Genomic DNA, 22,468 nt, shown 5'->3' with positions numbered 1-22,468 from the left:
TTTCATCTTTCAGGGTAAATTGCTATGTATAACAATAGTCACCACACCTTCACCAGTCACGATGGCACAGCATTGTTCTACCAACATTGGGCAACACAATCACCATCGGAAACAAAAAAAGCCATTATCTTATTTCATCGTGGTCATGAACATTCTGGACGTATGGCACATTTAGTTGAGGAACTTAATCTTCCAGATTTTGATTTTTTTGCATGGGATGCCCGAGGTCATGGTGACTCTCCAGGCGAACGTGGAGATGCCCCAAGCTTTTCTGCTTGTGTTAAAGATATTCAATACTTTGTCCAACACATTCAGCAAAACTATGCCATTGACCCAGAGAATATTGCAGTTGTTGCACAAAGTGTGGGCGCGGTACTTGCAGCTACATGGGTGCACGACTATGCTCCTAAAATTCGTGCTTTGTGCTTAGCATCGCCAGCATTTGACATTAAGCTGTATGTCCCCTTTGCTGAACCAAGTTTAAGGGTCATGGCAAAGCTACGTGGCAACTTCTTTATTCAAAGCTATGTCAAAGCCAAAATGCTGACTCATGACGAAGATCGAGCGCAAAGCTACGATACTGATCCGAAGATTGCCAAAGCGATTTCGGTAAGAATGTTACTCGGGCTTTATGATGCCTCAAAACGCATTGTTGCTGACTCACAAAATATTTTTGTGCCGACCCAAGTATTATGTTCAGGCTCAGATTTTGTCGTTTTCCAAAAACCACAACGTGAATTTTATCAAAAACTTTCGCATCCGAAAAAAGAATTACACATTTTAGATGGTTTCTTTCACGACACTTTAGGTGAAAAAGACCGACATATTGCAACGGAGAAAATACGTCGCTTTATTCAACAATGTTTTGCGACTGCTTATCAGGCACCTGATGTTTTAAATGCCGATAAAATTGGTCCAAGCTGCGCAATTGCAGAAGATCTCAGCTCACCATTACCGGCTAAATCAATCAAAAATGCATTTTGGGAAGTCACCAAAAAGAACCTAAAAATAGGTAGTCATTTCTCTCAAGGTTTAAAAATTGGTGAAGATACGGGTTATGACTCAGGCAGTACTTTAGATTTTGTTTATCGTAATCAAACCGAAAGTAGCAACCCGATTGGTAAAATTATTGATCGTCAATATCTCAATGCAATTGGTTGGCGTGGTATCCGAGTACGCAAACAAAATATCGAATCTTTACTGCAAAAGTACGCTGATATTCTGATTAAAAAGCGTAAACCACTTCGAATTATGGATATTGCATCAGGTCATGGGCGCTATATTTTAGATGCAGTTGCTCAATTGCCTAAACAGCCTGAGTCAATTCTGCTCCGTGACTATAGTGACATTAATGTAGCTGCTGGACAGAAAATGATTGCTGAACGTGGCTTAACGGATATTGCAGAATTTGTTCAAGCAGATGCTTTTGATACTCAATCTCTGGCATCAGTAAAACCAAAACCATCACTCGCTGTGGTATCTGGTTTATATGAGTTATTTAGTGATAATGATTTGTTACGCCAGTCACTCGATGGATTAAGCAAAGCTGTTCTAAAAGATGGTTACTTGATTTATACAGGTCAAATCTGGCACCCACAACAAGAGTTTATTGCTCGTGCGCTCACTTCACATCGTCAAGGTGATGCATGGGTGATGCGTTTACGTTCACAAGCTGAAATGGATGCACTTGTTGAAGCTGCTGGCTTTAAAAAAGTCGATCAGTGCATTGATGAGTTTGGAATATTTACCGTTTCAGTGGCGCAAAAGCTATAAAAAACTGTCATTAAAATTCATGGCTGGATATTAATTTTATTCAGCCATCACGAATAAAATAATAATGGATGTTATATGCCAACACTCATCAAAGAAACAGGAACATGGAAATGGGGCTTACTCTGCTTGGTTTTCCTGGCACCATTCTTTTTTCTGACCTATGGTTTTGCGAATCAGTATGCTTCTGGACTCGCCTATGTTCCAAGTATTGTATTTGACTGGGAAAAGCATATTCCACTTTGGGCTTGGACTATTGTCCCTTACTGGTCAATTGACCTGTTTTATGGTCTGTCTCTGTTACTGTGCTGGAACAAATATGAACTGAAACAACAGGCGCTCAGATTGTTTTTAGCACAAGTGATTTCGATCAGTTGCTTTTTATTGTTCCCGTTAAAATTTAGTTTTGAACGCCCTGCCTTAGATGGTTTTTTTGGACTATGGTTTGATGTGCTGATGGGTTTTGACAAGCCTTTTAACCAAGCACCTTCTTTGCATATTGTTCTTTTAGTGATTCTTTGGGATTTTTATCGTAGACATGTACAAGGTTCATGGAAATACTTGGTGGACTTTTGGAGTGCGTTGATCGGACTGTCCATCCTTACGACATGGCAACATCACTTTATTGACCTTCCTACAGGAATTTTAGTCGGTGCTTTGTGTTTGTGGTTATTCCCAATAACCGTTAAATCACCATTTAGAAAAGATGGCTTACAACAGTTAACAGCAAAACATTTAAAACTAGGCAGTTACTACCTGTGTGGTGCTGTAATTTTCTTGATCTTAGCCTATGAGTTAAACCCTTGGGGATTATGGCTAATCTATCCAGCGGTCAGCTTATTTATCGTTGCACATAGTTATAGTTTTGTACGTCCTCATTTTTTCCAAAAGCAAACCAATGGAAAGATGACCATCGCTGCACAGATTTTACTTGCACCGTACCTTATTTTTGCTTGGCTCAATAGCCGAATTTGGACTAAAAAACATCCTGAAGATTCATTGGTCATTGATTCAGAGCATAGAAAAATCTTTATTGGGCGTATCCCCACTCAAAAAGACAGCGAAAAATATACCGCAGTATTTGACTGTGTTGCAGAATTACCCTTAAACAGTGGATCTGAATATCAACAGTACCCAAGTCTTGATTTGATTCCTTTGCAAGCCAATCAACTTGAGTATGCGGTAAATCAATTCAATCTCTTACTCACCAAAATTGATGGCACGCCATCGCAAAACATTCTCATCTGTTGTGCCCTTGGATATTCAAGAAGCAGCGCACTACTCAGTGCTTGGTTAATGCAACAAAACCAAGACAGCACTGTTGAAGAAGTCGTTGAAATCATCCGCAAGGCACGTCCGTGGGTGGTATTAAAAGCACCACAAATTGAAGAGCTTGAAATTTATCAACTCAAATTAAAAGGCTTGGCGCCATGAAAATGAAATTTTTCATTGTTGCCAAGCTTTTATCTGCAACTGGTGGTTTGCTACTTTCTGGCTATGTTGCTTTTGCTTTATCTATTTTTGCGATCCTATTTAAAGGTTGGCAGACCATAGAGCTTTGGATATTCATTGTCATTACATTATTGCTCATGGCTGTTCATCATTACCTTTCATTCCGTGTCAATTTTGATGCGGAATTGATTGAAATGCTGGCGATCCAATCTAGAGCTGATAGCATTGAACATCTTACTCAGCAATTCGATCAAAGCTTACTTGAAATGAAACTTCTTCCGCAAAATAAAGTCGGTCGAGATTGGACACTGCGTTTTGCTGGCTGTTTTCGCTTAATTAAGTTGCAAATTGCCTTAGTATTGATACAGTATCTGGTTTTAATTATTTTAATTTATCGAATCATTTAAGTGAACATTTGAGTCAGAATATAGACGGTAGTTAGTTTTTCTTTCTTTAACTTCGACCAAAGCAAAGTCATGAAAATCGCTGTATTTGAAGGACTAAGATAATGAAATTGCTTCAAGTTAGGCTATGATTTAAAAAGTAAAAATGATAAATTAATATTGTGATATAAATGATTTTTACTATTTATTCAAAAGCGTTAATTTAAAATCGATCATGTGGGGCTGTTGAATTGAATATTATTCTGCTCTTTTTAAAGCAGAAATTTAAGTTTTCATCATTTCAATATCATATGAACAGTACAAAAAAGATTAAATATCAATTGGCTTAAACAATGAATCAGTTACCCGAACAGCGTCCTGAACAAGATCAAAAAATAGAAAATAATATGCCTGCACTCAACAAAATGCAGAGTTTAGAGACACCTCGCGGAAATTTTGCTTCAAGCTCAGTTGCTCGTTTTATTGCATTTCTGACCCGACGTGGCGCACGACTGATCACAGGCGCACGTAGTTTGTGGATTGGTTGTCAGCCTGAAATGAAACAAAGAATCTACTACGCCAATCATAACAGTCATATCGACTTTATTTTATTGTGGTCTTCACTGCCAAAATTAATGCGTCGCAAGACCAAACCCGTTGCAGCATCAGATTATTGGCTGAAAGATGGTTTTCGCCAATTTTTGATTAAAGATACTTTTAATGGGGTCACTATCCAACGTAACCGTGAGGATGGTTCTGATCCATTACAGCCTGTAAAAGATGCACTTGCACAAGGATACTCAATTATCTTCTTTCCTGAAGGCACACGTAATTTAGATGATGATGTTGAGTTACTGCCATTTAAAAGTGGTCTTTATAACCTGCATAAGCAATTTCCAGAAATCGAAATCGTTCCAGTTTGGATTTCAAACTTAAGACGTGTCATGCCTAAAGGTTCATTTATTCCTTTACCTTTGTTATCTACAGTATGTTTTGGTTGCCCTTTAGAACAACATTTAGAGATGGATAAAACGACTTTTATCGACTATGCCCAAAAACAACTATTGCAATTAAAAGAGGTTGAAAATCAATGATTGTTGATAATCTACATAAAACCTATCTTTTATTTGGTATTTTTGCTGGTATTTTGGTTTTTGCATCCTCAGTCGGATTTATTCTTAAACAAAAAGCTGGACATCAGCCTGCACCAGTCATTGATAATTTAAATGCGAGAATTAATGCTTGGTGGGTGATGTTAATTGTCATTGGTGCAGCAATTCTGCTTGGTCAAACTGCATTTATTATCTTATTTGGCATTATTTCACTTTTTGCATTGCGTGAATTTACCAGTCTATTGCCGACACGGCGTGGTGATTACTTTCCGCTGTTGATTGCGTTTTATTTTGTAATTCCATATCAATACTATTTAATCGCTATCGACTGGTATGGCTTATATTCTATTTTTATTCCATTGTATGTGTTTTTACTGATTCCGATTGCCAGTTTAAAACAAGAAGACACCAAACATTTTCTTGAACGTAGTTCAAAAATTCAATGGGGTTTGATGGTCTGTGTTTTCTGTATTTCTCATGTTCCTGCACTACTCAATTTAAAATTACACGGTTTTAAGGGTGAACCGATTTGGCTGGCAATCTGGTTAATTATGGTTGTGCAGGCTTCAGATGTTTTGCAATATGTGTGCGGAAAGCTTTTTGGCAAACACAAGGTTGCCCCTGTTTTATCTCCGTCTAAAACTGTCGAGGGTTTACTTGGTGGTATCGTCCTAGCCACAGCTTTAGGTGTTGCTATGGCATGGTTAACTCCATTTAGTTATTTACAGGCAGCATTTATTGGTCTTGTGGTGTGTATTTTTGGTTTCTTTGGCGGTTTGGTTATGTCTGCAATCAAACGTGATCGTGGTGTTAAAGATTGGGGACAATTGATTCACGGTCATGGTGGTATGCTAGATCGTATTGATTCTATTTGTTTCTCAGCACCGATATTTTTCCATATTTTAAGATATTGGTGGAGTTAATCTGCCATTATCGGCTAATCTGTAACAAGTGAAGAGTAAAAGTTCAAATATTTTATATTAGGTCTTTTGCGAAAGTAGGTTTTTGCTCATTTGTGCTTGATGCGACAGCTTCTAAATCAAAAGCCATCCCTACTCGAATCTCAAACAATGCCAGAGGTCTATTACGTTTAAAATATTTGATCAAAAACTCTGAATCTGCTCTGGTTTGATATATATTTTATAAGTGTATTGGAAAAATCATCAAATGAATCAAAGATGACATCGACTTCTTCATATTCAGGTTCATAACCATACACAACCTTATTTTTATTTTTGCCTTCTAAACAAATTGCCAAATATGAGTAACCATTTTTAACTGACATCAAAAAGCAAAAATGATGATCCCAAAAATTATTAATTCGGTTAATTTCTACATCATTCATTGCTGCATCTAAGCTTTGTTGTCTAAGTTCTTCCCAATCGAACTCAGATTCTGTTTCACCTCTAATTTCGGCAATTGTAAAAAACCAAGCAACATCACTTGGATTGCTTATTGTTTTATAATTCATAAGAATTTCTTGTAACTCAATAGGTAAATGATCAAACCCAGGGATATTTTCATCTCCTTTGTAAGATCTCTCTTCAATATTCCAGTTATTCTTAGTCAATACTTCTAATAATTTAATTCTCAAGACTAAATCCTTATTCATCTAAGACACTGTTAATTACTACTCTTTGTATCTTTTAAATTGTGTTAAATTTTTACAAACTTCTAGTTGGTTTAAAGTGGATTGGCTTATTTCTGGGAAGTCACTTTGTTCTCCCGTCTTTAAATTAATTTCAGTATTCGTAGTTGCTGAATTTAAAATTGATTTATCTTCAGTTTTATAAAAATCAACATCGAATATGGCATGACTTGTCTTAACAACTCTCTGCTTTTAATTATACAAATTATAAAAAACAACTTCATTATTTTGAGGGGAACTATTTTTGAATTTCTTAGGAATTCCCCAAACTACTAAATAACTATTATTACAATTAGTTTTATATCCGTTAATTTCACCTAAATTTATTTTTTTATGATCTTATCTTTCCGTACAATCAATGTGCTTGTATTTTCCAGTTTTACATTCAAACTTGTAGAAGCATAAGATACACAACTATAAAGGCATAGGCAGAATGTAGAAATATATTTAATCATGGTAACATTTTCCAGCCAAGGCATTTAATCTTTCTATATCAATTGAATTATCTGAACCACCTACATCAGAAATTCTCTCAATTAATGTCCAATTTACTTCAGCATACAAGGTTTCATATGTATCAGGATCATGACCAACAGCAACAACACTCGCAACGCCATTATCTTCCTCTTCGCTTGCTGCCATAAATTCAATCCTTCCCTTTATCTCATGGCACAAGTAAATACCTGTTGTTTCTAATTTTTCATTTGATTTAACCATAATTTCTGGATTTATACGATAAATTGGATAACTGTTTGGCAAATCAAGAATAATATTATTAAATATATTTATTTTTTTAAAATCATAAATTAGAGTATTCATATCCCATGAGGTTGGGTAGGTACTCTCTATTACTGATGCGTAACTTGTTGCAATAGAATAATAATCCCAACATTGTTTAACTTTATCATAGGGCAATTCGTCCATCCAATCTGATGAAAATTCACTTAAACCTTTATGATTGGAGCGAATTTCTCCCACACAATCTAAATAAGTATAATCTCCAGATTTTATTTTTTTATGAGCAAAATCTATACGATCCATAGTATTTCTTAAATTCGGTAATACAATCTCCCCCCAATTTATATCTGCTTGTTTAGGTAAAGGTAAATCTCTAAGATTATACATATATATTTCAAATAACTCTTCTAAACTTTCTAAAAAAAGAGAATAGTTATTCCGCATAATTTCAAAAAATTCTATCGAACTGAATTGTTCTAATAAATAAGCAACTTTAGGATTAATTTTATAACTCATATTATTCTCAATATATCATCAATAATTTTATTTTGATTTATTTTCCAAACTAGAAGATAAAGCCCCCTATTTGTGTTTTTATAGCAATAACATGTAAGATAGATGGAAAATCTTATCATATCTTTTTCTAACATCTGCAAGTTACTGCCCAATAATATTTAACATCCATTAATACCTTATCTCGATTGCTGGTGCAGTTTGTTCATGAATCAATACCTTCATCACTGGCAGCAAAACTGGCTAAAGCAGCATTCCCAATTTGTCCAACTAGTGCTGAACCTACTGCTATTGCACCTGTAGCTGTTTGCATGCTGGCATTTAAGTTTTGCATGGTTTCATTGGTTAGCAAATCGGTTATTTCACCTTCAACAATAAACAGTCTATCTGCGAATTCATCAATCATTCGGTCTGTCTTTTTAAAGCTCATTTTTTTCCATATTTTTCTTCATCATATTGTTTTGCTAGGTCTAAACGATAAGTATATTGCTCCCAACGATCAGGATATTCATTCATTTTTATCTTATTCTTTCTATTAACTGAAAAAACTGAGAAATCATTTAAACTTGCCATACTGGGTTTATTAAAATCCAATTTTTTTAATATTGCTTCTAACTCGATACTTTGACTATCAAAACTTGCACCTACTCTCCAACCAATAAATAAACAAACAAGTAAACAAGTGAACAGAGTACCTACTATAGTCGGATTAAGTATAAGTGAAATTCCATATTTACCAAATGCTGCAAATAAAATAAAAACCATTATTGAAAACACTCCCCCCCCCACTCCCAACTTCATTCCAAAAATCCTATATCGAAGTCGTCCATTAAATACTTGTTGAGCAGTCCATATATAATTGTTTTTTTGATCAATAATAGCTGATGCATAAGCATATTTATTTTGTCCCGAAAGCGGTTCTGCAATCACTTTAACCAGATCTCCTTTTTTAAATATGACTACGGGGAAACAGCCTTTAAAGTAATGCTTTTGATTACTTTTTTCAGTAACTTCGATGGCAAAATCACTCACTTCTATACCTTCATCACTGGCAGCGAAACTGGCTAAAGCGGCACTCCCAATTTGTCCAACAAGCGCTGAACCCACCGCTATTGCACCTGTAGCCGTTTGCATATTCACATTTAAGTTTTGCATGGTTTCACTGGTCAGTAAGTCTGTGACTTCACCTTCAACAATAAACAGTCTTTCTGCTAATTCATCAATGATTCGATCTGTTTTTTTTAGACTCATATTAAAACTACTCTATTGTGCAAATAAGGTTTGAAAATCTTCTTCTTCTTGCTTTTCCGACATCAGTTGATTTGTTTTTAATGTTCTAAAAGTAGAATACTCACACCAACGGCGAAGTTTGGTAGCCTCCATATATATAAAGAATGTAACTTCGATTACTGTTAAAATTAATCCTACACCACTTGCCCATGCTACTCCACGTAATAATGCAATCCGAGCAGCTTCTTCAGTTAATTTAGTCGCAATTAAACGCCCTCCTAAGCGTTGAATTACAGGACTTTTACCAATTTTTTTTAAATAATTCATTAATGGTGCAATATAAGTTAATGCTGCTAATATTCCAAAACCTGCAGAAAGAACGCCTGTAACTGTGCGAGCAGAATACATTATCATTAAAGATCTAGGTATTCCCTCCTTCTCATTCAAATTTTCGAACTTTTTATAGTCTAACCATGCTGTAATGCCACCTGCAAAAGCACTCAAACTCCCTGCCGCCCATTTAATACCCGCTCTTTGAATATTTGCTGCGCCTCGTGTGGCTGCTGCGCCTGCACCACCATAGCTAGTTTGAGTTGCAACTTCACGCACGCCTTTTGCCAAACCATAGAATATATCCAAAGCAAAAGCCATCAATGCGGATACAGATGCCACCAAAGCTGCAATTTGCACATTATCCTTATATTTTCCAGAGCTAAGCATATGCGTTAAATTAATCGCCTCTAAAAATACAAGAATGCCTGATGCGCGTACCTGATGATAATTGTTGGTATGGTTCGCCATACCTTTACTACCCGTTTTTTCAATTTCTTCTAAAGTTAATGCCACTTGTTGCTTTTTTGCCATCGCATCATCGATCAATAGATCCAAAGAACGCATTGTTGCTTCCTTTGCATTTTTTGAAAGCTGACCACCGACTCTTTCACCAAATTCAGGACTGAGTTTAATATTTCCAGAGTTTAATTTCTCAGGGTTTATATTATATACAACTTGATCAAATCTTAATTTTCCAGCCAACTCACCCATCTGAGCAAACAACAGTTTTTGCGAAATCGCAGTGACAAATCGACTTTCAGCAGTTGACCCCATGCCTGCCCGAAATACAACACGGGCAAAGTTAGAAACATACAGCATGACCTTTTTTTCGACTTTAGAAAATGCAATATTGCCTTTATTTTTGTCGATTCCCTGATTTCTTGCCCATTCATCCCATGCAGAATCGGTTTTCTTTAAAAAGTCGATTGTGCCTTTCATGGCTTTTATACCCACAGCGGTAAAATCTGTTGCAGCTTTTTTCAGTTCTTCATGCTTGGCTTTGGCTTCTAACTGATTACTATACAAACCACGTATAAATAAATTTTTACGCTCATAATCTGGCTTTTTAACCCAGTCATCCAACTGTCTTGCACCTGCTTCAGCACCTTCCATTCCAAATAGCATGGTCGCTACATGCGCTTTAAATGCACATCCACTCTGTAAATCCTTTTGATCATAGGCATCTAAAGCATCCAATAAACTTTCAGAAACCACCCAATTTAAATGTTCTTGAGCACGTTGATTGGCAACCTTTAAAGCCGTGTTATATTTTTGAGCTGCTTCCTGCTTAAACGCTTCAATTTCTTTATAATTTAAATGATCGAGTAGAACTTTGCGGTCAGTTTGGTAATTGGCTTCCCCAACTTCTTCACCGTGACCCGCCCGTTTTTTCATGGTACGTTCATGTTCTTCGATCAACAATTTTTTGCTTTGTTCAAGTTGCTCAATTTCTGCTGTATTATTCCATTTCCTCGCATAGATAAGTCGTTGCTCAATCGCATTTAAATTGCTTTTATATCTTATTTCAATGGCGGGTGCTGTTTGTTCATGAATTTCATTTTCGCGCTGTACGATTTTTTCCTTATTTTTAAGCAATGAACCTTCTATGCTTTTCACGCGTTGTACGGAGTCCAGTTTACGCTGATTGGTGACACCATATTTATCTTTTGCTTCTAAATAGTCATCTACAGGGACATAAGCTTCATTTCGATATTCATTTAATTTTATCGTGATTCCAACGGGATCATATAACACAACAGCTGAAAAAGCTTTCGGTTTTTCGGTGAATTTCTTCACGAGCTGCTTCCAACGATCAGTACCAAATGAAAAAGGCTGGCTGATCCCACCCTTTAAGGTCGTGTTGTTTAAACAATGTTGCTGTTGAGACGTTCCTTTCGCCCATGCTGCAACATCCACAGACTGCCATTTACCTGAACTGACATATTCATCCGCTTTGGCTTGATATTCCTCTCTTTTTTTATCAGTCATGGGCGCATGGGTATAAATCAAATACGCTTTTTCTGCCAAATTTGTTGCAATATATTCAACTGTGACAAATGAAGCGAATACCGCATGTTCATTTCCCTGACAGGCAAACTCAAGTACAGATACGGGTGCAGGTTTGTCCAATGGGAAGGATGACAAATATCCCTTTGGCGTCACGATGTAGCCACTCCATTCATAACCTTTTTTTCTTTTGATCATGGCGTACACATAACCAGAATCGATCATTTCAGTTGTATATTGTGAATACGACAAGGCAACGTTTTTTACATTTTTTCCAAGCTGAGAATTAAGTTGAGGTGCTTTATCTCGAGTAACGGTGTAACGTAAAGGCAAAATCTGTAATCCTAATTTACGGCAAAAATTACATTGATCTTTACTGCCTTTTGCATCAGAAGTCTGTTGATTGACTTGTATTGCAGCATTCGCTGCTTTGGTAATCGCATTTGGTGCAGCCAAAATCTCTTCTTGCTGTCTACGTTGTTCTGCTTTTTTATTTTCTTTTCTTGCAAAAGCTTCTTTATCACCACCCATATTATTCTCCTTATTCAAGTATTTCTGTTTTAATCAATGCCCAATCGTCTTCAGCGATAAAATTCATCGCTTCGGTAAAATTATAATTTTTAGGTTCAATATTCCAATACTGTTTAAGCACATTTACAACATGAGGATGTTGTATAAAGCCTTGCCCTAATAGCTCCGCATATAAACCATAACTTACCAAATCAATATATTTTTTAATATGATATTGCTCATGAGCTTGATATAAGTTTTTAAGAATCTTTTGAGGATCTAAATCATGACTGTCGATCTGTTCTAATTCATGTGCTTTCCTAAAAACAGTATTACTGATTTCAATTAAATCCAGTTGTAGAGATTGTTGCACATTAATTTTGTTGATCGCTTTAAGTTGTAATTTTTTCTGATCTATATTTTCCCAATGGTAGTACCCCGTCGGGTGAATAAAATGCCACTGGATAAAATTTGCCAATAAACTATTTAACTGCAATTCGTTGAATATTTGATCTAAATAAATCATCACACGAGGGTCGTACCAACGAAATAAAATTTTGGACTCTATATCTTGCAATACCAATGTCGTTTTAAATCTTCGATTTAATTCATCATTTTCATATTGAGAAGCCCCAAAACCGTGAACCAAGTACCGATCATTTGCAATATCAAAATGCTTGAGTAAGTGTTCAGCCAGCTCAAATCCAATGTCTTTCAATATCTTTTCATCTGATATTTCAATAAAAAACAGACTGGTATCTTTATATCCATTCCCCTTAGCTAGCGGAATATAAATAATCTGATCTACTCTCAAGTTATTTTTTAGATCATCAAAGATATCTGGTGCTAAAGTCTCATCAAGCAATACCAGTAATCGACCATGCTGAAAGAACACTGTCTGCATTTTTTGATAAATCGTTTCCACTGAATTATTTTCAGGCAAAATGCTTGTCTGTTCTAGGTAATGCTCAGCCATCATAAGATCACCTTTGCTGATCCATTTTGAGCGGCATGCCCTTGTTTTGCTGAGCAATCAGGCAAATCTAAACTAGGTGGATTTATCGAAGCGGACGATGTAAGTTTCTGCTGTCCAGACTTTACTTCAAACAAACCACCTGTGGTTGCAAACACCCCCGAACCATTGAGCTTTAATTCAGTGCCATCACTGATCAATTTAATTTCTTTTGGACTAATGATATAAATCGTGTCTTCAGTCGAAATAATTTGAATGCCTTTACGTGCGATCAGATCTGCTGCATCACCTTGTGCCTGAATCTCAATTTTACCTTTTCCTGCAAATAGCCTTGCACCTTCCTGTGCCGCAAAAAGACTGATTTTAGCACTTGCATGTGCAATCAAAGATTTCTGCGTACTGAGATTCATGCTTTCGCCTGCTTGCTGGCTGATTTGCCCATCTGCTGAAAGATGAACGTCGCTATTGGTCGACATAGCTATAGAATTCGGTGAAGTTAACATCATCACTGCGGATTTAAATGCATCTGCCTTTTTCGGATATTGTTCAGTCAAAGTTTCGATAAAACCTTTGATATTTTCTAAAACCTCTAAAGGATCAGTTTGTTGATGTTTGGCAACTTCACTTAAAGCTTTTGAATTGTTGAGACTATTTTCTAACTGACTTTTGGCTTCGGTTGTATCTAGATGATTACCTGATGCCCCATCTTGTGCATGGGTACTCAGCAGTAAGCCTTGTCCTGAACGTACCGCGCCCCATTGATCAGTTCTTAACTCAAAGCCTTCTCCTCGCCCTTCACTGGTCTCTGTTTCTTTTGGGTGACTGAGGTTGCCAAGATTCAGTTGGCTTGCCCCGTGACTGCTGTGTAACTGACTACTGATCTGGTTGGTGGTATCATCAAATCTCAGTTGGTTATAGCCACTCCCCTGATATTCCTTACTTTTAATCCCTGCCAACTTCTTGGTATCGGGTAACTTGCCTTTGTCATCAAACTTGGTTGGATAACGGTATCCTTCATGAATACGCCCCACCACAAAAGGTCTATCAATATCCCCCGCAAAGAAGTCAACCACGACCAACTCTCCAATACGCGGTAAGAAGCGTGCTCCATAGTCTTCACCTGCCCACGGCGTGAGTACATCGACCCAAGCTGAGTCGGTATCATTGTCGTTCGCGCCTGCACCACCATCATGGCTGTGGTCTTCATTGCGGGTAAAGAGGAAGCGAACCTTGATACGTCCCCATTCATCCACATGGATTTCTTCTCCACTTGGACCAACCACTCTCGCTCGCATTGGATGGGCTGCGGGTCTTTGGGTTAAGGGATTATACTCAGGAACAACCGTAATATTACGTCGTTGTAGCACCAACTGATTCGCTTGGCGTTCTTCGCTGTTGTTTATGGAAAGATGGGCGACTTGCCATTGGCTTTGTCGGATGAGTGCTTCGACTTGATGGCTCAAGTCTTTGGGTAAATTATTTTGGTGATAAAAGGTTTTGGATAAAATCAGAAATTGCCGATCGGCAACATCTTTTAGCTCTAGACTTGGATGTTGGTCAAGCTCAAAGTGATAACCCACCTGCGCATCTCGTACCGTCGATATTGCGGTGAATTGTTTGGCTTGGGCATCGTAGTAGTTGCTGAGGTTTTGGTTAAAGCGTTCAACCTGATCGTTACCCGATGGTGTTACTCCATCTTCTCCATTTAAGTCTTGAGTCCATGCAGGGCTAAAGTGCCATACTTGTTCTAAGCCTAGACTGGCGTTATCGTACTGGTCACTGTGCTGATGTTTGCTTTGTACATTGCCTGCACCTTCTTCGGTTTCAAGAATATCGGCTTGCCAACGGTGGATATGTACCGATGTCGGTTGAAGTGAACGTTGTCCTGTAAAATTGATAATCGAATCGCGAGTCTCTACAGCCGAACTTCGATGAAAGCGGATCGTGCGTCGTTCTAAACTTTTATATTGAGTATTGTCATCAATTAATCTAAGCTTTTGAGGCTGGATGGGTTCATTAAAATGAGACACTTTAAGCTGTGCTTCATCAATTAAACTCGTCACGCCTTCCGATGCTAGAAGCCTTTGAATAAGGTCTATATCTCGTTCATTATTCTGCATAATGAATGGTCTGACATCGTAGTCTTTGGTTAGACCACTTTTATCCAAAGTTAAACTTGAAGCAAACAGTGGAGATCTGTCTCGCCATTCATTAAATATAACTTCGACTACCTGTAAAGCAGACATATTCATAAATACGCGTGAGTTTCTACGTTGTTTCCATAGTGAGGTTGGATCTTCAACCGTGAGGCGATAAATCGTCAAAGCTCCATCAGAGGCGCCCACCTCAGCTTTGGTCACAATTCCTGAAATACGATTGAGTTCGGAGCGATCATTGACCACATCAATGGCTACACGACAGCCAATAAAGCGTTTTAATGCAATATCGTTCAGCGTAGATAGACAAATCAGTTGTAAGTTCACCCCATCATTGATGGCATGTATCCCATCAACGCGTTGTAAAAATACCACTTGATTAAGTTCAGTATTTGAAAAAGACACATGGATAGCACGCTTTTGAGCAGTAAGACCCAATTTTTCCAAAGCAAAATAAATATTATTAAACATGAGTTATTGTGTAGTTGTTCTAAATTAAAAGACACTCTACAAAAAAGATCATATTTTGTCCATATTTAATTTTATCTACATACTTCATTATGTTTCATTTCGTTTCGATAGTTTTCTCCGATACATTACCGCTCCCATAGTTAAATTAAATTTTTCGCATAATTCTTTTATAGAAAGTGTATTTAATTCCTGTTTGGCGTTCTTACCCAATTTAGAAGAGGAACTCGTTTTTTTTCACCTAATAATTCTTTTAAATAAGAACGAGCAGTTAAAATTTCCTGTTCAGTTTTATTGAGTCCTATCGCAATCTCTTTGATTGAATACTGTGTACTCATATTTTTTTGAAGATCCAATGCACATCTAAATCTAGTGATTATTTTAATTAGCAATCCGAGTAATTTCATTGATTTAGCCCAACCATATTTCTTTAAAAACTCAGCCAAATCATCGGTCAAAATGAAAATATATTGACTCTTTGCAATTCGCTCATACATCGAACCTTTGTAGATCATAATCCCAGCTTGTGTATTTTGCTCTTCATACACATCCCAGTCTCCATCTTGTCAATCTTTAATTGTCTTTATTGGATAAATTTTATATCGTTTAGCCATAAGCAGAAATATTTTTATCAATTTTTTCTAAACACTTGAAGGGATTTATTTAATTTCAATCACAAATAAAAAACTATATTTATTAAACTAATTTAAATAAAATATTTCCAAAGCTGTAATTGCTCAATAACAAGTCGTTCAAAGCTAAAGATACAAATCGTGAATAAATCTACTGATATAGTGAGATTGACAGGTATAAATTGGACACTTACCATCATGACCAATCTTAGATCAGCAGTATTGGTTTTGTTTTGAATCTTCAGTATCAATTAAAAATAATTTCTATCATTTGTGTGACTCTTGCAATTACGGCGTGTTCGTCTTTAGGCGGTGGTTCTGTGCAAAAGCGTGCAGCTAAACTTTCTACAGGTATACAAAAGGCTTATTCAGTTTCTCCTGATATTGCAAATCGAGTCTCACCTTTTATTGTACAAAGTGCAGATCAATATGATGTTGATCCTTTACTGATCGCAGCTACAATTCGCCAAGAATCCAGTTATCGTAGTTATGTGACTTCTCCTTCTGGAGCGGTTGGCTTAACTCAGGTCATGCCACGTTATTGGCAACAAGCTTGCCCGGGCGATCTATTTGATGAATATACCAATGTACGCTGCGGAACCATGATCTTAGCGAAATATAACCAATCTGCAGGTAGTTGGAAAAAAGCATTAGGTTATTACAATGTTGGTCCTACAAATTATGAATCAAATCGTAAAATGAAACGCCAAGGTAAGAGATATGCCAAACAAGTGAAACAGCACGAAAAACAGTTAAAATCTTCGTTATAAAATTTAGCACTAAAATCTAATTTCAATCCCCAGAATAAAGTTAAAATTAATTCAACTTAACTTTGCAAACAAAGCACTGCTTTGTTTGCAGCGCAAGATTTGGCAATATCTCTAAAAAGTTGAGCATCGCCTACATCTAAATATCAAAAAACCCTCTCAGAATTATGTATGAGAGGGTTTATTTTTTTGTCGACTTCACCATTAAGTGTATTGTCGATCAGATACAGTTACTGGCTATTGGCGTTTAATCCGCTGAAATATCTTCAAATAAAACTGAAGATAAATAGCGTTCACCGGCATCTGGTAATATTACGACAATGGTTTTTCCTGCATTTTCAGGACGAGCTGCCAATTGTGCCGCTGCTGCTAATGCTGCACCACTTGAAATCCCCACAAAAATACCTTCCTGAGTTGCACTTTGGCGTGCAAAATCAATAGCAACTTGGTTTTCAATCGCAATCACTTCATCGACCAAATCTAAGTTTAAATTCTTAGGAATAAAGTTTGCACCAATCCCCTGAATCTTATGTGGACTAGGTGTTAACGTTTCGCCACGCTTGGTTTGACCTATGATTGGAGAGTCTGCTGGCTCGACAGCAACTGAATGGATCGCCTGTTTTTTAACATTTTCAAAATAACTAGAGATCCCCGAAATTGTTCCCCCAGTGCCCACACCAGCCACAAGAATATCAACTTTACCACCTGTTGCAGCCCAAATCTCTGGACCCGTTGTCGTCTCATGGATTTTTGGATTGGCTGGATTTTCAAATTGTTGCGGTAAGTAATATTTTTCAGGTTGCTCTGTGGCTAAACGTACAGCTTCCTCTACCGCACCTTTCATCCCTTTTGCTGGTTCAGTTAAGATTAAGTTTGCACCTAAAGCTTTTAATACTTTACGACGTTCAAGGCTCATACTGGCAGGCATTGTCAAAGTAATTTCATAACCTTTTGCTGCTGCTACAAATGCCAATGCAATTCCTGTATTGCCACTGGTTGGCTCAACAATATGCATCCCTTGCTTTAAAAGCCCTTTGGCTTCTGCGTCAGCAATAAGTGCAGCACCAATACGGTCTTTCACTGAAAATGCAGGATTACGGCTTTCTGTCTTTGCTAATACAGTCGCACCACCCGTAATCAAACGGTTAATACGAATCAGTGGTGTATTACCAATCGATTCAGCATTATTGGCATATACAGCGATACCTAGATTTTCTGTGCTTGGGAAATTTGGATCTGTAGACATGGTCTTTCCTTGAATTTAAAATTAATTTATATCAATCTATCATAATGCTTTTTTATGTAGCTTTGACATTCAGTAACTGAATTTAATTATAGCAACAAAAAAATAGTTTATTCATATAAATCATAAGTTTAGTTTTTGCGCAATGTGTTTGACTGAATTGTCAGCAAATCAAAGTATATATTTGTATATTATTTCAAGCATAATAACGCCATAACTCATCTGAAGAGAAGATTATGGCAAGCAGTGCTTATCAAAAATTTTACCGTCAATTTACAAAAAAAATCTTAGATAAAATTGTCAGCCCACAAGTTTTAGGTGACACACAAACACTTGAAAATACAATTAACGATCCAAATACACCTCATTTTCCGATTTGTTATGTCATCCAAGACGACTCTACATCCAATAAAGTCTTGATCGATAATGAAACTGAAAAGAGAAAACTCAGCCCAGCTTTTGCACCACTTCAGCTTTCTTCTGACTATCAAGAAGATGATTCATTTATTACTTTAGAGCCAACAAAAAGTAATGCTTCAGCTTATTACCCAGATAAAATCATTCGTCTGGTTGAATTTTTGTTGAAGCACCCAGAACAAGATGTATTGCTGATCCCGACCACAATTTTATGGGGACGTGCGCCTGAAAATGAAGACAGTTGGTATAAGGCATTGATGGCAGATGCTTGGGCAAAACCGACAGGTATCAAACAAGCACTTAATATCACGCTGTATGGTCGTGACAATTATATCGAGTTCCATCAAGCGATTTCTCTACGTCAATTGATCAATTCAGCAATCGAGCTTACACCGAATTTCTCACCTGCTCACTATGTGGTTACCGAGCTGAATAAACAATTTAATGGTTATAAAGAAGCCATTCTCGGTCCTGATATTTCAGATCGACGCAATGTCATCAATAAATTGATGACCACTGAAGCCATTAAAGAAGCTATTTTAAATGAAAGTATTCACAAGAAAATCAGCATCAATGAAGCTGAAAACTTAGCACACAAATATTTAGATGAAATCGTTTCTGATTTTTCCTACTCAACTTTACGCTTTGCTGAGATTGCATTAACCAAGCTTTGGACGCAATTGTATGATGGAATCGAAGTACATAACTTTGATACGGTGCGCGAACTTGCCAAAGATTATGAGATTGTCTACACCCCTTGTCATCGTAGCCATATCGACTACTTGCTGCTGTCCTATGTGATTTATAACCGTGGATTGATGGTTCCGCATATTGCGGCAGGTATTAATCTAAATATGCCTATCGTTGGACAGTTAATGCGTGGCGCAGGTGCGTACTTTATTCGCCGTAGCTTCAATGGAAATGCGTTATATACCGCTGTTTTTAAAGAATATATCTACAGTATGTTAAATCGCAATACACCGATGGAATACTTTATAGAAGGTGGACGCTCACGAACTGGATTATTATTGCCGCCTAAAAAAGGGATGTTGGCAATGACGATTCAAAGTTATCTACGTGGAAACAGTAAACCAATTGCCTTTATTCCTACATATTTTGGTTATGAAAAGCTGATTGAAGGAAGTTCATACATCAAAGAATTGGGCGGTCAAAAGAAACAAGCTGAATCTTTATTTGGTTTATTAAAATCTATTCAAAAAATCGAAAAAGTATTTGGTGTGGTACATGTCAATCTAGGTGAGCCTGTTTTTCTTGAAGATATTTTGCAAAAGAATCAAGCACCGCAACATGTCGGATTGCATGATGAGATTCCTGACAGTGTCAAAGCCACAGTGAATGATGTTGCAATCGATATTTTGGAAAATATCAACAAAGCGGTTGTGATCAATCCAATCAGTTTGATTTCTTTGGTGTTGTTAAACGCACCAACGCATAGTTTGGCTGAACGAGAAGTTTTGGTTCGTTTAGAACAATTCCGCAATTTATTGAAACATCATCGCTATGATGATCGTATGCAAATCACTGAACTCTCCAACAAAGAAATCATTCAATATGCCATGAAACTCAAACAAGTTGAGTTGATTGAACATGACAATGAACGTTGGGTAAAAGTCAGTGATATACAAGTCGGCTTACTCAAATATTTTAGTAATAACATCCTACACACCTTTATTCTGCCTGCTTTAATCGCAAAAGTATTTAAACAGCACACTGAAGAACAGATGTTTAAAATTGAAAAATCTACCTTATGCTCACAAGTGATTGAACAATATCCGTTGATCCATAAAGCATTTTTCTTAAAATGGGATGAAACTGAAGTTGATACTCAAATTGAATATGTTCTTGATTATTTCAGGGCTGAAAAACTGATTGATATTAATGCAGATCAAATCATCAGCATTTCAAACGCAGATCCTAAAATTCGCCTACTTTCAGCCCTTGCACATTTATACGATGTCAATGTGGTGAAAGAGCCTGAAAAAGATTCAAAGGATAAATAACTGCATCGTAAATTTGAATAAATCTATACTGGGATTAAATCGAAACCAATCGTTTTGATAAAATACCCAGTATAGATATTAGAATTAGACACAGCGAAGATCACTAAAATTCGATGATAAAAGTTTTATCTGCCTATCGAATACTTTAACCCAATAAAACCATAGTAATTGAGCACTTGTGCAAAACTTTTTACTAAAGCAAAACCAGCCTGTTTGTATAAATCAATGATCTCTTCTTCACTAATTAATGCAAAATCTTGGGTAATACGATCTGCCATAACCTCTACTTGCTTTTCATGTAATCCTAAATCCAATGTCAAAGTTTTTAGACTGTCTAACTGTTGCTCATTTTCAAATTGAGTGAGCTCTACACTTAAACATAAGCCTGTATTGCTTAGGCTATTTGAAATATCTTTAAAAAAGTCTAATTTGCTTTCTACAGGCACAAAATGTGATACCAAAATCGCCAATGCGGCATCAAAAGTTGTGTCGATATTGTGCAATATAGAAGTATCACCAACGATACATTCAATTCGAGAAGATAGTTCTAAATTATCAATATGTTGTTTAGCTTTTTCAATCATGTTGGGCGCAGGATCAATTGCTGTAAAATTCCATTGCGGAAATTGCTCTGCCAAGTATTGCAACTCATAGCCTGTACCACATCCCACCACCAAAATATGGGCTTGTTGAGGCAAATAAGTTTTCAGTAAAGCATGAACTTGTAAGTGAATCAGTTCGTAACCAGGAATCAACTTGCGGATATGTTCATCATAACTTTCTACAACCACGGGATGATTAAAGTCCTTTGCCATGATTTACCCCCTCTAAGTTTTAATTTTTAAGTAACTGATTGATAATTAATAGATGAATAATTAAGACTCTGACACGATCGTATGTTTAACTTTAACGGCTTGCAGACAAAAATCAGCAATTTGTTTAACAAAATATTCTTTATAGGTTTTATCAAAGCGCTTGGTTTTCGCAATACTGAGCGGTTCGATCACCACAAATGTCATTGCACCTACAATACACAATGCGGTGGTATTTAAATCTTCAAAAATAAACTCACCTGAGTGTCTTCCCTCAGTTAAAATTTTAATAATACTTTCTTTAATCAACTGCTTACTCTGGAAACGTTCAAGCTCAAATTGTGGATCAACAGGTTCAAACAACAGAGAATAAGACAGTCGCGGGCTATTCATTGCACGTTTAACAAAAGTTGTGACTGCACGATGCAATTTTTCAACAGCCGTTAATTCAGTATGGGCAATATCATTCAGAATATTCACTTCGATATGAATAGCGGCATTTAAAACTTCAATCAACACTTGATTTTTATTTTCAAAATAGCGGTAAACTAAACCACTTGAAACACCAGCACGATCTGCAATTGCTTGAATTTGCGCATCTTTAAATCCCCCTTGTGCCACCAGTTCACGAGCTGACAATAAAATCATCTCTCGATTCTGCTGCATTTTTTCTTCCATGACAGAGGATCTTTTATAATTCATAGTAATGTGCAAATCCTATTCAGGCTTAAATCGTTCAAGCTAAATATTAATAAATTTTAAATCAATATGCTATCAATCTCAGCAATTTCATACTGATATATAAACTTCACCAATATCTTTTCATGATCTGTTGAGTGTGGATTTTTGCCAAATACAACCAGATGCACAGCCAGCATTAAACTTTGATTAAGCACAAAATGCCACATCAAACTGTTTATCTTAGATGCAGAACAATCTCACTTTGTCCGTTAATCCCCCCTTTATTTGGTCACTCATCCCCTTTTTTCACATGATCAAAAATGCTTCACTCATCTTATAAAGTGCTTAGGGGCTGTGGACAATTCGTCTATGTTTGCGACTAGGTGTGTTTTTTAGGCAATTCTAGGCACGAAATACGAAATTTAGTCATTCTAAATGAGTAGTTCGTAACGACGAAGCGACACAAAACACGCTAGTCCCGAAGGGTTATGGTTAAAATTATCTCAGGCTGCGTTATGAAATTTAATAATAGTCTCGCTATTCTCTTCATTTCATGCCTTGCCTGCTCAATTTTAACCCACAACGCAAGCCATTTATGAAAT

The 22,468-nt window shown here is 36.8% G+C and carries 17 protein-coding genes and 1 pseudogene; 7 read left to right on the top strand and 11 right to left on the bottom strand.

Features of this window, described 5'->3' with window-relative positions:
• Nucleotides 1-24: 24 nt before the first annotated feature.
• The 5 genes from AAV97_RS11925 to AAV97_RS11905 all read left to right on the top strand — a co-directional run bounded on the left by AAV97_RS11925 (nt 25) and on the right by AAV97_RS11905 (nt 5,640).
• Nucleotides 25-1,773 (top strand): bifunctional alpha/beta hydrolase/class I SAM-dependent methyltransferase, encoded by a 1,749-nt coding sequence (locus tag AAV97_RS11925; RefSeq protein WP_046760675.1) that lies wholly within the window; start codon nt 25-27, stop codon nt 1,771-1,773.
• A 75-nt stretch (nt 1,774-1,848) separates the two neighbouring features.
• Nucleotides 1,849-3,204, top strand: a complete 1,356-nt coding sequence (locus AAV97_RS11920; RefSeq protein WP_046760674.1) for a phosphatase PAP2/dual specificity phosphatase family protein — start codon at nt 1,849-1,851, stop codon at nt 3,202-3,204.
• Nucleotides 3,201-3,629, top strand: coding sequence for a hypothetical protein (locus tag AAV97_RS11915; protein ID WP_046760673.1), 429 nt, complete (start codon nt 3,201-3,203; stop codon nt 3,627-3,629). Before AAV97_RS11920 ends, AAV97_RS11915 begins: the two co-directional genes overlap by 4 nt.
• Nucleotides 3,630-4,012: 383 nt before the next feature.
• Nucleotides 4,013-4,699 carry a lysophospholipid acyltransferase family protein gene (locus tag AAV97_RS11910; RefSeq protein ID WP_046760757.1) on the top strand — a complete coding sequence of 229 codons (687 nt, stop codon included), beginning with the start codon at nt 4,013-4,015 and terminating at the stop codon, nt 4,697-4,699.
• Complete coding sequence (locus tag AAV97_RS11905) at nt 4,696-5,640, top strand: phosphatidate cytidylyltransferase (RefSeq protein ID WP_004830605.1); 945 nt, start codon at nt 4,696-4,698, stop codon at nt 5,638-5,640. The genes AAV97_RS11910 and AAV97_RS11905 overlap by 4 nt, the downstream gene beginning before the upstream one ends.
• A 167-nt stretch (nt 5,641-5,807) precedes the next feature.
• Here the strand turns inward: AAV97_RS11905 and AAV97_RS11900 are convergent, their stop codons facing one another.
• The 8 genes and pseudogenes from AAV97_RS11900 to AAV97_RS11865 form a co-directional block, all read right to left on the bottom strand.
• Nucleotides 5,808-6,311 carry an SMI1/KNR4 family protein gene (locus tag AAV97_RS11900; protein WP_052945864.1) on the bottom strand — a complete coding sequence of 168 codons (504 nt, stop codon included), beginning with the start codon at nt 6,309-6,311 and terminating at the stop codon, nt 5,808-5,810.
• A gap of 501 nt (nt 6,312-6,812) precedes the next feature.
• Nucleotides 6,813-7,619 carry a hypothetical protein gene (locus tag AAV97_RS11895; RefSeq protein ID WP_212771920.1) on the bottom strand — a complete coding sequence of 269 codons (807 nt, stop codon included), beginning with the start codon at nt 7,617-7,619 and terminating at the stop codon, nt 6,813-6,815.
• Nucleotides 7,620-7,827: 208 nt separating this feature from the next.
• Nucleotides 7,828-8,046, bottom strand: a pseudogene (locus AAV97_RS11890) (hypothetical protein); the annotation flags it as partial.
• Nucleotides 8,043-8,867, bottom strand: a complete 825-nt coding sequence (locus tag AAV97_RS11885) for a putative type VI secretion system effector (protein ID WP_046760671.1) — start codon at nt 8,865-8,867, stop codon at nt 8,043-8,045. The pseudogene AAV97_RS11890 and the gene AAV97_RS11885, both read right to left, overlap by 4 nt.
• Nucleotides 8,868-8,879: 12 nt before the next feature.
• On the bottom strand, nt 8,880-11,717 hold the full coding sequence (locus tag AAV97_RS11880) for a T6SS effector BTH_I2691 family protein (RefSeq protein ID WP_046760670.1): 2,838 nt from the start codon (nt 11,715-11,717) through the stop codon (nt 8,880-8,882).
• Nucleotides 11,718-11,727: 10 nt separating this feature from the next.
• Entirely contained in the window at nt 11,728-12,675 is a 948-nt protein-coding gene (locus tag AAV97_RS11875; RefSeq protein ID WP_046760669.1) for a DUF4123 domain-containing protein, read from the bottom strand.
• Entirely contained in the window at nt 12,672-15,296 is a 2,625-nt protein-coding gene (locus AAV97_RS11870; RefSeq protein WP_046760668.1) for a type VI secretion system Vgr family protein, read from the bottom strand. Before AAV97_RS11870 ends, AAV97_RS11875 begins: the two co-directional genes overlap by 4 nt.
• A 182-nt stretch (nt 15,297-15,478) precedes the next feature.
• Nucleotides 15,479-15,841 (bottom strand): hypothetical protein, encoded by a 363-nt coding sequence (locus AAV97_RS11865; RefSeq protein ID WP_228136545.1) that lies wholly within the window; start codon nt 15,839-15,841, stop codon nt 15,479-15,481.
• Between the two features lie 317 nt (nt 15,842-16,158).
• Here AAV97_RS11865 and AAV97_RS11860 point away from each other — a divergent pair, with 317 nt between their 5' ends.
• Complete coding sequence (locus AAV97_RS11860) at nt 16,159-16,695, top strand: lytic transglycosylase domain-containing protein (RefSeq protein ID WP_046760667.1); 537 nt, start codon at nt 16,159-16,161, stop codon at nt 16,693-16,695.
• Between the two features lie 244 nt (nt 16,696-16,939).
• Here the strand turns inward: AAV97_RS11860 and cysK are convergent, their stop codons facing one another.
• On the bottom strand, nt 16,940-17,938 hold the full coding sequence (gene cysK / locus AAV97_RS11855) for a cysteine synthase A (protein ID WP_046760666.1): 999 nt from the start codon (nt 17,936-17,938) through the stop codon (nt 16,940-16,942).
• A gap of 233 nt (nt 17,939-18,171) precedes the next feature.
• On the opposite strand from cysK, the gene plsB reads away from it, so the two are divergent.
• A complete protein-coding gene (gene plsB, locus AAV97_RS11850) occupies nt 18,172-20,373 on the top strand; it encodes a glycerol-3-phosphate 1-O-acyltransferase PlsB (RefSeq protein ID WP_046760665.1) in 2,202 nt (733 codons plus the stop codon).
• Nucleotides 20,374-20,498: 125 nt separating this feature from the next.
• Here plsB and AAV97_RS11845 read toward each other — a convergent pair whose 3' ends face one another.
• Together AAV97_RS11845 and AAV97_RS11840 are read right to left on the bottom strand one after the other, a co-directional pair.
• Nucleotides 20,499-21,188 carry a class I SAM-dependent methyltransferase gene (locus AAV97_RS11845; RefSeq protein ID WP_046760664.1) on the bottom strand — a complete coding sequence of 230 codons (690 nt, stop codon included), beginning with the start codon at nt 21,186-21,188 and terminating at the stop codon, nt 20,499-20,501.
• Nucleotides 21,189-21,248: 60 nt separating this feature from the next.
• Nucleotides 21,249-21,887: a TetR/AcrR family transcriptional regulator gene (locus tag AAV97_RS11840; protein ID WP_046760663.1), complete on the bottom strand. Its 639-nt coding sequence runs from the start codon at nt 21,885-21,887 to the stop codon at nt 21,249-21,251.
• Nucleotides 21,888-22,468 lie beyond the last annotated feature (581 nt).

This window comes from Acinetobacter sp. Ag2 (assembly GCF_001005515.1).
Lineage (GTDB): Bacteria > Pseudomonadota > Gammaproteobacteria > Pseudomonadales > Moraxellaceae > Acinetobacter > Acinetobacter bereziniae.
Note: the sequence above shows the minus strand (reverse complement) of the source record. Positions and strands in the feature narration are given on the sequence as shown.

Excerpts from the sequence above, each read along its gene's own strand:
- AAV97_RS11880 (WP_046760670.1), bottom strand. The coding sequence starts at position 11,717 with ATGGGTGGTGATAAAGAAGCTTTTGCAAGAAAAGAAAATAAAAAAGCA.
- AAV97_RS11845 (WP_046760664.1), bottom strand. The coding sequence starts at position 21,188 with ATGGCAAAGGACTTTAATCATCCCGTGGTTGTAGAAAGTTATGATGAA.
- AAV97_RS11905 (WP_004830605.1), top strand. The coding sequence starts at position 4,696 with ATGATTGTTGATAATCTACATAAAACCTATCTTTTATTTGGTATTTTT.
- AAV97_RS11885 (WP_046760671.1), bottom strand. The coding sequence starts at position 8,867 with ATGAGTCTAAAAAAAACAGATCGAATCATTGATGAATTAGCAGAAAGA.
- plsB (WP_046760665.1), top strand. The coding sequence starts at position 18,172 with ATGGCAAGCAGTGCTTATCAAAAATTTTACCGTCAATTTACAAAAAAA.
- AAV97_RS11920 (WP_046760674.1), top strand. The coding sequence starts at position 1,849 with ATGCCAACACTCATCAAAGAAACAGGAACATGGAAATGGGGCTTACTC.
- AAV97_RS11915 (WP_046760673.1), top strand. The coding sequence starts at position 3,201 with ATGAAAATGAAATTTTTCATTGTTGCCAAGCTTTTATCTGCAACTGGT.
- AAV97_RS11870 (WP_046760668.1), bottom strand. The coding sequence starts at position 15,296 with ATGTTTAATAATATTTATTTTGCTTTGGAAAAATTGGGTCTTACTGCT.
- AAV97_RS11925 (WP_046760675.1), top strand. The coding sequence starts at position 25 with ATGTATAACAATAGTCACCACACCTTCACCAGTCACGATGGCACAGCA.
- AAV97_RS11910 (WP_046760757.1), top strand. The coding sequence starts at position 4,013 with ATGCCTGCACTCAACAAAATGCAGAGTTTAGAGACACCTCGCGGAAAT.
- AAV97_RS11840 (WP_046760663.1), bottom strand. The coding sequence starts at position 21,887 with ATGAATTATAAAAGATCCTCTGTCATGGAAGAAAAAATGCAGCAGAAT.
- AAV97_RS11875 (WP_046760669.1), bottom strand. The coding sequence starts at position 12,675 with ATGATGGCTGAGCATTACCTAGAACAGACAAGCATTTTGCCTGAAAAT.
- cysK (WP_046760666.1), bottom strand. The coding sequence starts at position 17,938 with ATGTCTACAGATCCAAATTTCCCAAGCACAGAAAATCTAGGTATCGCT.
- AAV97_RS11895 (WP_212771920.1), bottom strand. The coding sequence starts at position 7,619 with ATGAGTTATAAAATTAATCCTAAAGTTGCTTATTTATTAGAACAATTC.